Annotated in this window: 19 protein-coding genes; 10 read left to right on the forward strand and 9 right to left on the reverse strand. The window is 70.6% G+C overall.

Annotated elements, in window-relative coordinates; translation table 11 throughout:
* Window positions 1-77: 77 nt before the first annotated feature.
* The 3 genes from ACWDD9_RS26080 to ACWDD9_RS26090 are packed head-to-tail and all read left to right on the forward strand — an operon-like array spanning window position 78 to window position 2,957.
* Window positions 78-1,775, forward strand: a complete 1,698-nt coding sequence (locus tag ACWDD9_RS26080; protein WP_449812804.1) for an albusnodin/ikarugamycin family macrolactam cyclase — start codon at window positions 78-80, stop codon at window positions 1,773-1,775.
* Complete coding sequence (locus ACWDD9_RS26085; RefSeq protein WP_449812805.1) at window positions 1,772-2,437, forward strand: lasso peptide biosynthesis B2 protein; 666 nt, start codon at window positions 1,772-1,774, stop codon at window positions 2,435-2,437. The genes ACWDD9_RS26080 and ACWDD9_RS26085 overlap by 4 nt, the downstream gene beginning before the upstream one ends.
* The gene (locus ACWDD9_RS26090) at window positions 2,406-2,957 is read left to right on the forward strand and encodes a GNAT family N-acetyltransferase (RefSeq protein WP_380781938.1); all 552 of its coding nucleotides are present in this window, start codon (window positions 2,406-2,408) and stop codon (window positions 2,955-2,957) included. Before ACWDD9_RS26085 ends, ACWDD9_RS26090 begins: the two co-directional genes overlap by 32 nt.
* A gap of 156 nt (window positions 2,958-3,113) precedes the next feature.
* Here ACWDD9_RS26090 and ACWDD9_RS26095 read toward each other — a convergent pair whose 3' ends face one another.
* From ACWDD9_RS26095 to ACWDD9_RS26105, 3 genes are all read right to left on the reverse strand, one after another.
* Window positions 3,114-3,635 carry a DUF6879 family protein gene (locus tag ACWDD9_RS26095; protein ID WP_449812806.1) on the reverse strand — a complete coding sequence of 174 codons (522 nt, stop codon included), beginning with the start codon at window positions 3,633-3,635 and terminating at the stop codon, window positions 3,114-3,116.
* Window positions 3,636-3,744: 109 nt separating this feature from the next.
* The gene (locus ACWDD9_RS26100) at window positions 3,745-4,161 is read right to left on the reverse strand and encodes a DUF6879 family protein (RefSeq protein WP_388049286.1); all 417 of its coding nucleotides are present in this window, start codon (window positions 4,159-4,161) and stop codon (window positions 3,745-3,747) included.
* 35 nt (window positions 4,162-4,196) lie between these two features.
* Window positions 4,197-4,457 (reverse strand): DUF397 domain-containing protein, encoded by a 261-nt coding sequence (locus ACWDD9_RS26105; RefSeq protein ID WP_449812807.1) that lies wholly within the window; start codon window positions 4,455-4,457, stop codon window positions 4,197-4,199.
* A gap of 350 nt (window positions 4,458-4,807) precedes the next feature.
* Between ACWDD9_RS26105 and ACWDD9_RS26110 the strand changes: the two genes are divergently transcribed.
* Window positions 4,808-5,311 carry a GNAT family N-acetyltransferase gene (locus ACWDD9_RS26110; protein WP_049649944.1) on the forward strand — a complete coding sequence of 168 codons (504 nt, stop codon included), beginning with the start codon at window positions 4,808-4,810 and terminating at the stop codon, window positions 5,309-5,311.
* 55 nt (window positions 5,312-5,366) lie between these two features.
* Here ACWDD9_RS26110 and ACWDD9_RS26115 read toward each other — a convergent pair whose 3' ends face one another.
* Window positions 5,367-5,564 (reverse strand): DUF397 domain-containing protein, encoded by a 198-nt coding sequence (locus tag ACWDD9_RS26115; protein WP_449812808.1) that lies wholly within the window; start codon window positions 5,562-5,564, stop codon window positions 5,367-5,369.
* Window positions 5,565-5,762: 198 nt separating this feature from the next.
* On the opposite strand from ACWDD9_RS26115, the gene ACWDD9_RS26120 reads away from it, so the two are divergent.
* The gene (locus tag ACWDD9_RS26120; protein ID WP_380781860.1) at window positions 5,763-6,299 is read left to right on the forward strand and encodes a hypothetical protein; all 537 of its coding nucleotides are present in this window, start codon (window positions 5,763-5,765) and stop codon (window positions 6,297-6,299) included.
* Between the two features lie 47 nt (window positions 6,300-6,346).
* Here ACWDD9_RS26120 and ACWDD9_RS26125 read toward each other — a convergent pair whose 3' ends face one another.
* Together ACWDD9_RS26125 and ACWDD9_RS26130 are read right to left on the reverse strand one after the other, a co-directional pair.
* On the reverse strand, window positions 6,347-6,544 hold the full coding sequence (locus ACWDD9_RS26125; RefSeq protein ID WP_388049182.1) for a DUF397 domain-containing protein: 198 nt from the start codon (window positions 6,542-6,544) through the stop codon (window positions 6,347-6,349).
* 2 nt (window positions 6,545-6,546) lie between these two features.
* Window positions 6,547-7,440 carry a helix-turn-helix domain-containing protein gene (locus ACWDD9_RS26130; RefSeq protein ID WP_143204701.1) on the reverse strand — a complete coding sequence of 298 codons (894 nt, stop codon included), beginning with the start codon at window positions 7,438-7,440 and terminating at the stop codon, window positions 6,547-6,549.
* Between the two features lie 138 nt (window positions 7,441-7,578).
* On the opposite strand from ACWDD9_RS26130, the gene ACWDD9_RS26135 reads away from it, so the two are divergent.
* Together ACWDD9_RS26135 and ACWDD9_RS26140 are read left to right on the forward strand one after the other, a co-directional pair.
* On the forward strand, window positions 7,579-7,947 hold the full coding sequence (locus ACWDD9_RS26135; RefSeq protein ID WP_074005487.1) for an ATP-binding protein: 369 nt from the start codon (window positions 7,579-7,581) through the stop codon (window positions 7,945-7,947).
* Window positions 7,944-8,186 carry a hypothetical protein gene (locus ACWDD9_RS26140; protein ID WP_375876465.1) on the forward strand — a complete coding sequence of 81 codons (243 nt, stop codon included), beginning with the start codon at window positions 7,944-7,946 and terminating at the stop codon, window positions 8,184-8,186. The genes ACWDD9_RS26135 and ACWDD9_RS26140 overlap by 4 nt, the downstream gene beginning before the upstream one ends.
* A gap of 48 nt (window positions 8,187-8,234) precedes the next feature.
* Here the strand turns inward: ACWDD9_RS26140 and ACWDD9_RS26145 are convergent, their stop codons facing one another.
* Window positions 8,235-8,828 (reverse strand): TetR/AcrR family transcriptional regulator, encoded by a 594-nt coding sequence (locus ACWDD9_RS26145; RefSeq protein ID WP_449812809.1) that lies wholly within the window; start codon window positions 8,826-8,828, stop codon window positions 8,235-8,237.
* Between the two features lie 78 nt (window positions 8,829-8,906).
* Here ACWDD9_RS26145 and ACWDD9_RS26150 point away from each other — a divergent pair, with 78 nt between their 5' ends.
* Both ACWDD9_RS26150 and ACWDD9_RS26155 read left to right on the forward strand, forming a co-directional pair.
* Window positions 8,907-10,412 (forward strand): MBL fold metallo-hydrolase, encoded by a 1,506-nt coding sequence (locus tag ACWDD9_RS26150; protein WP_449812810.1) that lies wholly within the window; start codon window positions 8,907-8,909, stop codon window positions 10,410-10,412.
* A gap of 95 nt (window positions 10,413-10,507) precedes the next feature.
* A complete protein-coding gene (locus ACWDD9_RS26155) occupies window positions 10,508-11,035 on the forward strand; it encodes a hypothetical protein (protein WP_380782604.1) in 528 nt (175 codons plus the stop codon).
* Between the two features lie 32 nt (window positions 11,036-11,067).
* On the opposite strand, the gene ACWDD9_RS26160 is transcribed toward ACWDD9_RS26155, so the two are convergent.
* Window positions 11,068-11,619, reverse strand: a complete 552-nt coding sequence (locus ACWDD9_RS26160; protein ID WP_449812811.1) for an NIPSNAP family protein — start codon at window positions 11,617-11,619, stop codon at window positions 11,068-11,070.
* Window positions 11,620-11,710: 91 nt separating this feature from the next.
* Here ACWDD9_RS26160 and ACWDD9_RS26165 point away from each other — a divergent pair, with 91 nt between their 5' ends.
* Window positions 11,711-12,640, forward strand: coding sequence for a helix-turn-helix transcriptional regulator (locus ACWDD9_RS26165; protein ID WP_449812812.1), 930 nt, complete (start codon window positions 11,711-11,713; stop codon window positions 12,638-12,640).
* 78 nt (window positions 12,641-12,718) lie between these two features.
* Here the strand turns inward: ACWDD9_RS26165 and ACWDD9_RS26170 are convergent, their stop codons facing one another.
* Window positions 12,719-12,913, reverse strand: a complete 195-nt coding sequence (locus ACWDD9_RS26170) for a DUF397 domain-containing protein (protein ID WP_074005498.1) — start codon at window positions 12,911-12,913, stop codon at window positions 12,719-12,721.
* Window positions 12,914-12,993: the final 80 nt, after the last annotated feature.

The raw sequence follows: 12,993 nt of genomic DNA on the forward strand, positions 1-12,993 counted from the left end.
AGTACTGCGGCGGCACCTCACGACCCCCGGGGGGTGCCGCCGCACCACTCTCGCGCTCACTGCACGGAGGCGATCACATGAGCTTGTTCGGCGGGTCGATTTCCCGTTCTGCTCCGTCCCGGGTGCCGGTCGGTGCACGGGTTGTCTGGCGTGGGCCGTTGGCCTGGTCGGCAGGTGCTCCTGTGCGCTCGGCGAAGGAAACGGGTGGGCGGCGCCTGGCTGTGTTCGGCCCGTGCGGGGCGACGGACGCTGAGCTGATCCGCCTTGTCTGGTCTGCGGACCTACGTGCTCTGGACATGGCGGCTACGGCCTGGGCTGGCGCGTACACCCTGGTTTTCGATGACGGGTACGGCGTGTGCACGGTGTGGGCCGACCCGGCGGGCGCTGCCCCTGTCTACACCGCCCGGAGGGACGGGGCCCAGGTGTGGGCGTCGAGTTCGCTCGCGCTGGCCTCCCTGCTCGACGCCGAGCCCGATACTGCCTGGCTGGCCGCGCACCTGGCCAACCCGACCGGTTGGGTTCCCGGCCGGTCGGCGTGGACGGGAGTGGAGCAGGTACCGCCGGGACACCGCTGGTCGGCCACCGCCTCCGGCGCCTCCGGCTTCACCCCGTTCTGGCGGGTGCCCGAACTCGCCTGGGCCGATGCCGTGCGACGACTGCGTGCCGACCTGGCGGGCGGCGTCCGCATCCGGGTTTCCGGCCGTGCGGCCTCCTCCGATCTGTCGGGTGGCCTGGACTCCAGCACTCTGGCGGCCCTCGCCGCCCAATGCGGTCCGGTCACCGGTCTGACCTACCACCCCAAGGGCAGGGAGAGCGGTGGAGACATCGACCACGCCCGTGCCGTCGCCCGCGTGTTTCCCGTGATCCGCCACCGCTTCATGGCCCTGGGCCCGGAGCACCTGCCGTTCACCGGCCTCGGCTCCCTCCCGCTGACGGACGAACCAGCGCCGTCCGCCATGGTTCATGCCCAACTGGGCGCACAGCTCGACATGTTGGATTCGGAGGGCATTGACGTCCATCTGACGGGGGACGGTGGCGACTCATTGTTCATGCCACCGCCCGTGCACATGGCCGATCTGGCACGATCGGGCCGCTTCCTGCGCCTGGCCGGCGACGCACAGGCATGGGCGCGCCTCTACCGGTCAAGCCCCTGGACGGCGATGGCCGCCGCTTGCAATGCCCCGGGCAAGCTCGGTGGGGCATCGGCGCCAAGGCCGTGGCTCACCCGCTACTCGCTCGATCTGGCCGACGCCGTTACCGCTCCGTACTCGGAGGTGAATGGCCTCGGGTACGCGGACCGCCACCTCCTGGAGGAGGCCCGCTACGTCGGCCGCAGCGCCGCGACGGAGAACCAGCTCGCTGCCGCGCACGGCATCGAGATGCACAGCCCCTTCACAGACACCCGCATTGTGGAATCCGTCCTCGCCACACCTGCGCCCGAGCGATGGTCCGCGCACCGGTACAAGCCCCTGCTGACCGATGTTGCGGCTCGTCTCCTGCCTCCCGCTGTCCTCCAGCGGGGGGCCAAGGGGGTGTTCGCGGCCGACCACCACCACGGGTTGCGCGCGAACAAGGCTGGCGTCCTGGATCTCACGGGCGGCTACCTCGCGGACCTTGGCCTCGTCCACCCGGCGGCCCTGCGCTCGCTGCTGGGCAACGCCGTGCTCGGCGTTGACATCCCGTGGGGGCTGATCGAACCCGTCATCGGCACGGAGCTGTGGCTCCGGTCCTCGACGGCTGCCGGACAGGCGGTTCAGTGGGAGGAGACAGCGTGACCACGCCCGTGCCGACTTCGCACACGCGCACCGCCCTGACCGGCCGGGCGGGCGTCGTCGTCAACTACCGGACCGGCGAGACGATCGTCCTCACGGGTGGGGCACTCGCTCGCTGGCTCGCTGCGCTGGAGCAGAGCTCGGCTCCGGTTCCGGTGACGGTCAGGGACTCGGAGGTGTCCTGGGGCACGAGCGAGTCCCCCGCCCGCCTGGAGGCGCTCGTCCCACCGCCGTTGGCCTGGCGCCTGGCTGCTGTTGTCGTGCTGGCGACGACCCTTGCCGTGCGCACCGCCGGCCGCCGGGGATCGAGGTTTGGCCGCCTGCGCCACCTCGCCGAACTCGGCGGGAACCTCCCGTTGCCGACAACGGCTCACGCCCGCCTGGCGATACGCTCGGTCCGCTGGGCCGCTCGTCCGTTCCCGGCCCGCGTCGCATGCCTGGAGGAGTCCACCGCGGCCTCGCTCCTGCTCGCGCTCGGCGGCCGTGGGGGTGCCTGGCGGCACGGGGTGGCCACCGACCCGATACGGCTGCACGCCTGGATCTGTGACGTTCACGGCCTGCCGGTCGAAGAACCCGAGCACACTGGCGACTACACGCCGATCAACGCACCAACCGACCTGGAACGAGGCCCCGATGCCCACTCCGAACATCCTGCTGCCCGGTAAGCGCGTCAGCCTGGCGATGACCAACCGTGACCACCTGACCGACTACCACCGCTGGGAGAATGACCCCGGCACGATCCTCGGTTTCGGCACGCAGGTCGCCCAGTCCTGGGAGGTCCGCGCCGGTGGCTGGGAGGCCCAGGGCCGCAACCGCGACTACCCCCAGTTCGAGGTGGTCACCGCCGACGGCCACACCCCGGTGGGCATCACGACCCTCCAGATCGATCCGGTCGTGCGGACCGCCGAGTACGTCATCCTCCTGGCCCCCGAGGCACGCGGGAAGGGCTTCGCCGCTGAGGCCACTGAGCTGACGCTCCGCTGGGCCTTCGAGTACACGGCCCTGCGCATGGTGTGGCTCAAGGTCCTGGAGCCGAACGCGGCGGGTGTCGCTTCCTACCAGAAGGCCGGGTTCCAGTCCGCCGGCCGACTGCGGCAGTCGGGTTACTGGCTGGGCCGTCCCTGCGACGAACTGCTGATGGACGCCGTTGCGGACGACTTCTTGTCTGATGCCAAGTCCGTCTGAGGTCGAAGGTTCGGCATCAGTCCTCCGTCGCCGCTTCGGTTCAGCCGAAGCGGCGACGCGGACCCAGCCCCATCGCGTGCGTGAGAAGTCGGCCAGGCCGACTTCCTGCGCGATGGTAGCCGCAAGGCTTGAACGCTCATTCGGGATCCGTTCCTCTCACTCGCTTCCGTGCCGGGCCCACCACTCGGCGAAGGGCACCGCACGGTTCAGGGCGAGGTCGCGGTACCCCAGCCACTTCTCGGTGGTCGACTCCCTGTCGGCGTCGACGAACGTGCCGCCGTCGCCGTAGCGCATGGTGATGACGGTGGATTCGTCGAACACCCAGAAGTCGGGAACACCATCGAGCGGATTCGGCTGGTCGGTGGTGTCGAGGATGAAGAACTCCTCCCCGGCGGTGGCGTTCTTGGCGTATCCCCAGCCGAGTTCGAACCGGAGGTAGGGGGTCAGCGGCCGGGAGAGGATGTGGACCCGGTACATGCGCTTCCCGCCGGCGGTGTTCGCCCGGACCTCATCCACCCACTCCTGGTTGTAGTCGGCCGGCTGCGGTTCACCATCGAGGAACGCGCGGAGGCTCGCCGCGTTCGATGACCCGCTGTAGTCGTCAAGCGTTTCCAGTCGGAACGCCTCCCGCTGGAACGTCGAGAAGAGGTTCTCGAAGTCTTCGCCTGAGATGCTCACTGGGAATCCTCCGGCTGGGCTAGGTCTCAACTGCTACAGGGAGTAGATCAGTTGGCGGAGATGGAAGCGGTGGTAGACGGCCGTCGGTCGGGCTGGTCCGGGTCGAGTGTCACCCGAGCGTGTTCAGGAATTCGAGAAACGGTGCGGAGTGGGCCAGGGCGAGCTCTTTCCACTCCTGGTACTGGCGCATGTCGCCGGTGACCAGTTCACGGTTGATCTGGGTGCCGTCAGGCCGGAAGTTCAGGTGGACGGCCGAGGAACCGTCGAACAGCCACCAGTCCTGGTCGGGGATCCCGAGATCCCGCTCGGTGGCGTCCAGGATCCGGATGTCCTCCCCCGCGGTGATGTTGCCGGGGATGCCCCAGGCGAACTGGTACCGCTGGTAGTCCGTGAGGGGCCGGCGCACCACGCGGACGCGGCCGATCGTCCGCCCGGAGGAGACGAAGCCGTGCACCCGCCGGTGCCGCGAGGTTCTCGGCCTCCTTGGGCATGGTGTAGGCGGGCTGGGCCTCGAACCGGAAGGCATCGTGCTGGTAGCCGTCGAAGTGGGCGCGCCACTGGTCACCGTCCAAGGATACGAACGGCCTCCTCCAGGACGTGCTGGGGGATCTCAACGGTGGGCACTTTCAGGGCCGTGAAGTGGTCGAACTCGCCGGCCTTGGCGCTGTGGAGCCAGGCGGCGAGCTTGGTGGGGGTGGTGGTGACGATGGTGGTGGGGTCGTCGGACTCGCGGATGTAGAGGAGGTCGTCAGCGGACGCGATTTCGACGCAGTTGGCCTCCTCGCCGCTGAAGCTCGACTTCTGCCAGTTGAGCTGTTTCATGGCTACCTTCCCGGCGCTGTGTGACGGCTGGAGCAAGTCCGGTACAGCCTCTGCCGTGCGCGTGCTGCTGCCACGACGGCCCGTGTCCCAGGATGCCTGGCGTACGGGCCGAGAGGTTGCTCTCTGCGTGGGAAGTCGGCCCTGTCGACTTCCCGCGCGAGGCTTTAGGCGGTTGTTGATTTGGGGGTGGGTGGGGAGATTGCTGGCGTCTTCGAGCGGTTCCGGGACCTGGCCGGGCGCTCGATGCGGAAGGTGTGGAGACGAGCCTTGCGCCGGGGCGGCGGGATCGTCCGGTTGGTGGGGAGAAAACCAGGGGGGCGGGCGCCGGCACGGTGCTACGGTCGGGCGCCATGAGCTGGCTTCCCGATGACTTCGTCCACCCCGTCCACGTGCCGCTGCCCGGCGGGCGCCACCACCTGCGGCCGGTCCGGGAGGCGGACGCGCCGCTCGACTATCCGGCCGTGATGGGTTCGCGCGAGCGGCTGTGGACCGTCTTCGGTCCGGCCTGGGGCTGGCCCGCGGCCACCATGACCTTCGAGGCCAACCAGGCCGACCTGTTGCGGCACGAGAAGGAGATCGCCGCCCACCAGTCGTTCAACTACGCGCTGCTCGACGAGGCGGAGACGGCCCTGCTCGGCTGCGTCTACATCGACCCGCCCGCGAAGGCCGGCGCCGACGGCGAGATCGCCTGGTGGGTGGTGGACGACCTGGTGGGCAGCGAGGTCGAGCGGGCCCTGGACGCGCTGGTGCCGCAGTGGATCGCCGCCGACTGGCCGTTCGAGCAGCCGCGCTTCCTCGGCCGGGGGATCTCGTGGACTGACTGGCTCGCCTTGTCCGCACACCCCGACGCGTGAGCTGACCCGGAGGCCCCGTGCCCCGGCCCGGCGCCGGGGGCACGGGGGAGGGAAGTCAGGCTTCGACGAGGTGGTCGAACTCGCCGGCCTTGGCGCTGTGGAGCCAGATGGCGAGCTTGGGGCGGGTGGTGGTGACGATGCGGGTCGGATCGTCGGACTCGCGGAGGTAGACCAGCTCACCGTCGGAGGCGATCTCAAGGCAGTTGGTGTTGGTGCCGCTGAAGCTCGACTTCTGCCAGTTGAGCTGTTCCATGTCTACCTTTCCGGCGCTGTGTGACGGCTGGAGCAAGTCCGGTACAGCCTCTGCCGTGCGTGTGCTGCTACCACGACGGCTCGTGTCCCAGGATGCCTGGCGTACGGGCCGAGAGCTTGCTCTCTGCGCGGGAAGTCGGCCCAGTCGACTTCCCGCGCGAGACTTTAGGGGGTTGTCGTTTTGGGGGTGAGTGGGGAGATGGCTGGCGTCTTCGAGGTGATGGGGCTTCTGCGGTCCACATTGGCGGTGTACCGGGAGGAGTTGGGGCTCCTGGATTGTGAGGTGCCGCAGGGCGGGGACGGCAGCTCGGTTCCGGCGGGGACGCCCGAGGGGGTCAGGGAGCTGATGGCGGCCAGTGACGGGCTCTACCTGGACCACTCGTGCCGGCTCTACCGGGCCGACGAGTTGGCCGACCGGCAGTGGGCGGAGGGGCTGGAGGGAGCGGGGCTGCCCGGTGGTGGGGTGCTGGAGGACGCGTCGCGGTTCTTCTACTTCGGGGAAGCCGCGTCGAGCCCGCTGCTGGTGGATCGCGACGGCAGCGTGTGGAGGGTGCCGGACGAGGGCTGCATCTGGTTCACCGGGTGCAGGGTCGAGCCTGTCGCGGGCAGTGTCGAGGAGTTCTTCTTCGAGTGGATCGCGGGGGAGCGCTTCCGGGACCTGGCCGGGCTCGATGCGGAGGGCGTGGAGACGAGCCACTGGTACCGCGTGCTGGGACTGGCGGGGCGAGTGGGTTGAACGGGGTCCCCGTGCCCGGCCCACCGCCGGGGCACGGGGGAGGGGAGTCAGGCTTCGGCGAGGTGGTCGAACTCGCCGGCCTTGGCGCTGTGGAGCCAGGCGGCGAGCTTGGTGGGCGTGGTGGCGACGATGGTGGTGGGGTCGTCGGACTCACGGATGTAGACGAGGTCGCCAGCGGACGCGATTTCGACGCAGTCTGCCCTGTCGCCGCTGAAGCTCGACTTCTGCCAGTTGAGCTGGCTCATGACTACCTACCTTGAATCTTGTACCGAACGTGCTGGATCAAGCCCCACGAGTCGCGATGGGAAGGCGACGAGGGCGTGGCCGTGTTCAGGGGCGGCAGGGCCAGTCCCCTGAGTCGCTCGAACCTACGTCGGAATGCGGCCACGTCCTCAGGATCTCCCAAGAAGTCTGAATCATGTGGATGTTCCAGCAGAACCGAGTCAAGGCGTACGTGAGCCCCGTGCATCAGGACGAACGGGGTCTCACTCCGGGAGTAGGTGGTGCAGTCGAACGAGAGGATCTGGACCGTGACATGGGGCAGCCTGCTGACCTCGATGAGGTGGTTCAGCTGGTCGCGCATGATGGTCGGTCCCCCGTACATCATGTGCAGAGCCGCTTCATGGATAACAGCGTGGAAGGGTGGGGCGTTCTCGACGGCGAGCAGCTCCTGTCGGCGCTGACGGAACTCGACCCTCTTCTCCGCGTAGTCGTGGATGATCTCGCTGTAGGCCTTGGTCTGGAGCAGGCCGGGAATCAGGAGCGTCTGGTAGCTGTCCAAGGCCGTCGCGCTCGCCTCTGCTTCGGCGAGATCGATCGCGGTGGGATGCACGTGAGGTTTGTAGTCGTTCCACCAGGCCGTCTTGGAACCCTTGCTCATGGCTGCAAGACCGGCTCGGTAGTCGGTGTCTGTGATCTCGCACAGATCAAGCCAGACATTCAATCGGTCAAGGTTGAGGCCCATCCGACCGGATTCGATGTGGCTGACCGCTGGCCCCTTCACGCCGATCGCCTGGCCGATCTCCAGCGCCGAGCGTCCGGCGGCATCACGTACACGGCGAAGCTCCTCGCCGAACCGGCGCTGACGTTCGCTGATCCCAGTCCTGAATGCCATCGGCGTGCCTTCCTCGCGGACCGTCACCTACGGACAGTGTAGATCCATGCGCAGAGCGTGTTGCCAACTTTGCCGAGAAGACCCTAAAGTTTCACTGCACTGCTCGCCGGATGAGGCGTCAGGTCTCTCCGTGCGTAGCTCATTTGAGCTGATGGGAGATTCCCCATGTGTGACCCCAACCTCAACTCCCCCTCCCTCACCGTGTCCCGCGAGGTGTTGCGCGACGCGATGGAGCGCGCCGGGTACCCCGACCCGGTCATCGGGGATGCCGAACTCGCGCTCATGGAGCTGGTCGTGAACGCGTGGCGGCACGGGCTGACGGCCTCGCCGGTCGTCACGGTCGTCTACTCCGGCAGCACCCTCCGCGTCACCGTCGCCGACCGCAGCTCGGAGCTGCCGAAGCATCAGAAGTTCGGTCTGCTCGCCGAGTCGGGGCGGGGGTTGCAGCTGATCGAGGGGCTCATGCACCGCTGGGGTGTCGAGCCGCAGAAGCTCGGGAAGCGGGTCTGGTTCGAGCTGGACCTGGTCGCGTGAACGCCCTCTATCCCATCCGGCCGGCCGATCCCGCGATCCGGCACCTCACCAGCCGGCAGATCGCCGGCCTGATCGTGGAACTCCGCGCCGAGGGGCGCGAGTTCGGCCTGCTCTGGCCGTCCGCCCAGCCTGGGGAGACCGTCCTGAACGGGCAGGTCCTGGTCTCGCTCGGCAATGTTCCGGCCAGCACCCTGATCAACCTGCTCGCGCTCGTCCGCGAGTTCAGGCAGTACCGGTAGCGGGCGCACGCGGGCTCCGTCCGTCGGACGGGGCCCGCGCCCGTGCGGTCAGTAGCCGGCCGTGAAGCCGGTGGCGAGGATGTCGAGCCTGGCCAGCAGGGCGTCGGCGAGCGGGCGGTCCGCGCCGGCGGCGAGCCAGCGGCCGAGGGTCGTGATGTAGGTGTCGAACACCAGGTCGGCGACGGCTGCCGGGTCGAAGTCCGGCCGGATCTCGCCCCGTTCGGCTCCCCGGGTGGTGGCGGTGACGAACGCCCGCGGCGTCGTGGCGCCGAGGGCGAAGGCGGCGTGGAGGACTCCGCTGTCGTGCAGGTCCTTGGCCAGCGCGTACTCCCGCTCGTTGAGCTCCGCGAGGGTGCGCAGGGCGTCGGCGAGCGCATCGATGACGGAGTCGCCGGTGGATGCGCTGGCCTCGTCCCGCCGGTTCAGCACCTCGTGCCGCTGCTGGACCCAGGCGGTGACGAAGTCCTCCTTGCGGCGGAAGTGGTTGAAGGCCGTCTGGCGTCCCACGTCCGCGCGTTCGGCGATGTGGTCGTAGGTGGTTGCCGCGTACCCCTGGGTGGCGAACAGCTCCAGGGCTGCCGTCAGGAGCCGTTCCCGGGTCGCGGTGCGGCGCTGGTCGTGTCGGTTGGGAGGAGAGGTCACAAGGGGAGCGTACTTGAATCCATTGATGGACTGGAGTACATGTTGGTACTCCAATCCAATCAGTGAGGAGGCCCACCCATGGCCGTCCCGTACACCCTCGGCCTGCACGAGATCGCCCCGGACACCTACGCCTACCTGCAGCCCAACGGCTCCTGGGGCCTCAGCAACGCCGGGCTGATCGCCTCCGGCGACGAGGCCCTGCTCGTCGACACCCTGTTCACCGTCCCGCAGACCCGCGAGCTGCTCGACGCCGTCGCGCGCGCCCTGCCGCACGTCACCATCGGCACGCTGGTCAACAGCCACAGCGACGGCGACCACTGGTGGGGCAACCAGCTCCTCCCGGACGTCGTGACCATCGCCTCCGAGGCCGCCGCGGCCGAGATGCGCGCCGACCACCTGCACGCGGTGGTCGCCGCGCCGGGTGACCTCCGGCTGCCGAAGGTCGTCCAGCGGATGCGGGAGACCTTCGACTTCGGCGGCATCACCCCGACCCCGCCGAACCGGACCTTCACCGGCGAGCTGGACGTGGCTGTCGGGCGGCGCACCGTCCGGCTGATCGAGGTCGGCCCCGCCCACACCCGGGGCGACATCCTGGTCCAACTGCCCGACACCGGTGTGCTGTTCACCGGGGACATCCTGTTCATCGGCGGCCACCCGGTGATCCACAGCGGCCCGATCGGCAACTGGATCGCCGTCTGCGACCGCATCCTCGGCCTGGACGTCGATACGATCGTGCCCGGGCACGGGCCGGTCGTCGGCAAGCCCGAGGTCCGCTCCTTCCGCGACTACCTGGAGCGGGTCCGCGACCATGGTGAGCGCACCCACCGGGCGGGCGTGCCGGTGCTGCGCGCCGCACGGGAGATGGACCTGATCGGCCTCGCCGACCTGGCCGACCCCGAGCGGCTGGTCCTCAACATCGGCGCCGTCCACCGCGAACTCAACGGCGACGGAACCCCGGGCGAGATGGAACTCCTGGGCCTCCTGGACGCGTACGAGCCCGCCCCGCTGCTGGCCCCGCGGGCCGGGGTCGAGGTCGCCGCCGAGGTCACCGCGCTGGCCGCGGGCCTGCCGGGCATCGTCCGGCAGCTGTTCCCGGCTGAGGGAGCCGGGCCGCTGGAGGGCTTCCTGGTGCCCAACGTGCTGGCCACCATCGGGCACCACCCCGACCTGCTGACCAGCCTGGCGCCGCTGCTCGCCCTGCTCAACCAGGGCACGATCCCGCCCCGCGAAAGGGAGTTGGCCGTTCTGCGCACCGCACACCGCACCGGTTCGACGTACGAGTGGCAGCACCACGTCCGGCTCGGCGGCCTCGCCGGGCTGAGCGGGCCCGAGATCGCCCGCGTCCCGGAGGGGCCGGACCACCCCGACTGGGCCGAGACCGACCGCGTCCTGCTGCGGGCCGTCGACGAGCTGCACGACGGTCACGCGCTCTCCCCGGCCACCTGGGAGGCGCTGGCGGACAGCTACTCCGCGCCGCGGCTGCTGGAGCTGCTGGCGCTGGTCGGGACGTACCGGATGGTGGCCGGAATCCTCAACTCCTGCCGGGTCCCCGTCGACGGCTGGCTCTCCGGGGCCGGCGCGTAGGGGCGGCAGCAGGAGCGGGCGCGTAGGGCACGTGCCCGGCGCGCGCAGGGAACGCGCACCCCGCCGTTGTCCGTGCCCGCTCCTACGATCGCCGCATGCCCGACGCCTTCACCGTCCTGTGGACCCAGCCGACCTGCCGCGCCCTGCGCAAGGCGGGCCACGTGGGTGCCCGGCCCCCGGTCGCCTTCAGCGGGGTGCACACCTCGCTGCCCGCCTGGTCGGGGGCCCGGGCCGGGGACGAGGTGTACGCGCTGCACGTCAACCGGTGCGAGGTGTTCGTGGTGAGCCGGATGCGGGTGGTCGACCGGGAGCGGGGCGACTGCTGCGGCGCCGCCGCCGCGAGCTGGGACGACCCGGCGTTCCCCGGGCACGAGGCCTGGTCGATGCTCGGCGCCGGCGGCTGCGGCGCCTCGGCGGTGCACGTGGACGCGACGCCGGTGCGCTTCGACCGGCCGGTGCCGGGCGAGCTGCTGGAGCGGCTCACCTGGCGCAACCGCCGCAACCGGACGCGGAACCTGAAGCACGTGGTGGACGGCCGCCTCGAACGGGCGGTCGGCCTCCAGGGGTTCTACCGCCTGGCACCGGAGTCGGCCGACGAGCTGGCGGGGCTCGTCGGCCCCTGACGGAGCAGGCACGGCGGGGTGCGTCCGGCGGGCTACGGCGTGACGGGCTCCAGCCGAAGTCGCCGGGACGGCCAGGGGGCCGGCTCGGCGGGGCCGAACCAGACACGGACGTCCTCGCCGGTGCGGACGGGCAGCCGGGGGAAGTCGTTCTCGGCGTGCTCGGTGCGGTGCAACGCGTGGGCCGGGAGCAGGTGTTCGGTGGCGAAGGCGTCGAAGGCGGCGGCGTCGGCCGGGTGGCAGACGGTGGCGAGGACCTCGCGGGCGCCCGCGGGCGGGGCGAAGCAGGGGCCGCGCAGCAGCAGGACGTCGTCGCTGTCGACCATGGTGGCGTTGGCCGCGTCGCGGTGCTCCCGCCAGACCGGGCCGCCGTAGAAGGCCTCCAGGGCGCGCCGCCGGCCGGCCATGTCGGGGAAGGCGCGCAGCCAGACGAAGCGGTCCGGGTCGTCCAGGTCGCGGAAGCGGCCGCCGACGGTGATGCCGACCGCCTGCTGGCCGGTCACGAACTCGCGCTCGAACAGCTCGATCAGGGTCTCCCGGGCGCCGGGGTGCAGGGTGTACCGGCGGAGTTCGACGACGGGGCTCATGCGGTGGCCGCCCCGGTGCGGGTGAAGTCGTTCATGGGCCGCAGCGTAGGAGCGCTCCCCTGACATCCCCTGTCAGTGGATACTGGGCGGCATGCGCGCGAGTCGGCTGGTCGCCCTGCTCCTGCTGCTCCAGAACCGGGGCCGGCTGACCGCCGAGCAGCTGGCGGCGGAGCTGGAGGTCTCCGTCCGCACGGTCTACCGGGACGTCCAGGCGCTCGCCGCCGCCGGTGTCCCGCTGTACGGCGACGCCGGGCATGCCGGCGGGTACCGGCTGGTCGACGGCTACCGGACCCGCCTCACCGGGCTGACCGCCGACGAAGCCCAGGCCGCCTTCCTCGCCGCACTCCCGGGCGCCGCAGCCCAGTTGGGCCTCGGCGAGGCGCTCGCCGCCGCCCAGCTCAAGCTGCGGGCGGCCCTGCCGGCCGAACTGCGCGAGCACGCCGGGCGGATCCAGGAGCGCTTCCTGCTCGACGCGCCCGGCTGGTACGGCGCCGCGGACGAGACCCCCCACCTGGCCGCCGTGGCCGCCGCGGTGTGGGAGCGCCGGGCGGTGGTGCTGCGGTACCGGCGCTGGCGGGCGCCGGAGGAGATCGAGCGGCGGGTGGAGCCGTACGGGCTGGTGCTCAAGGCGGGGCGCTGGTACCTGGTCGCCGCCGGGCCGACCGGGATGCGCACCTACCGGGTCGACCAGGTCGTCGAACTGCGCGCGCTGGACGAGGGGTTCGCGGTGCCGGACGGCTTCGGCCTGGGCGCGTACTGGGCGGACTACCTGGCCGACTTCCGGGCCCGGCTGCACACCGGGGAGGCGCTGGTCCGGCTCACTCCGGAGGGCGCCCAGCGCCTCGGGGTCGCCGCCGCGGACGGGGGCTGGACGGAGGCCCGGGTGCCGATCGAGTCGCTGGACCACGCGCACGGGGAGTTCCTGCGGATGGGCGCCGACGTCGAGGTCCTGGAACCGGCCGAACTCCGCGCCCGCATCGCCGCAACGGTCCGGACCCTGGCCGCCCGCTACGGGGGGTGACCCCCGGGCCCGGACAGCGGAACGCCCGACCGGCGGGGGGCCGGTCGGGCGGGGTCGGGCAGGCGGGGCCCGGCGGGGTCAGGCGACGAAGTGGTCGAACTCGCCGGCCTTGGCGCCGCGGACCCAGGCGTTGAACTTGATGCGGGTGGTGGTGACGACGAGGGTGGGGTCGTTGGACTGCCGGATGTAGACGTGGTCGCCCGCGGAGGCGATCTCGATCCAGTCATCCTTGTCGCTGCTGGTGCTGGACCTCTGCCAGTCGAGGTGGTCCACGGATGCCCTCCTGGTGGTGCGTGGCGGCCGGAACGAGGGTACTGCTCCCTGTGCACGGGTGGCGGCATCGTTTCGGTCAT

It is taken from the genome of Kitasatospora sp. NPDC001119, assembly GCF_053598475.1.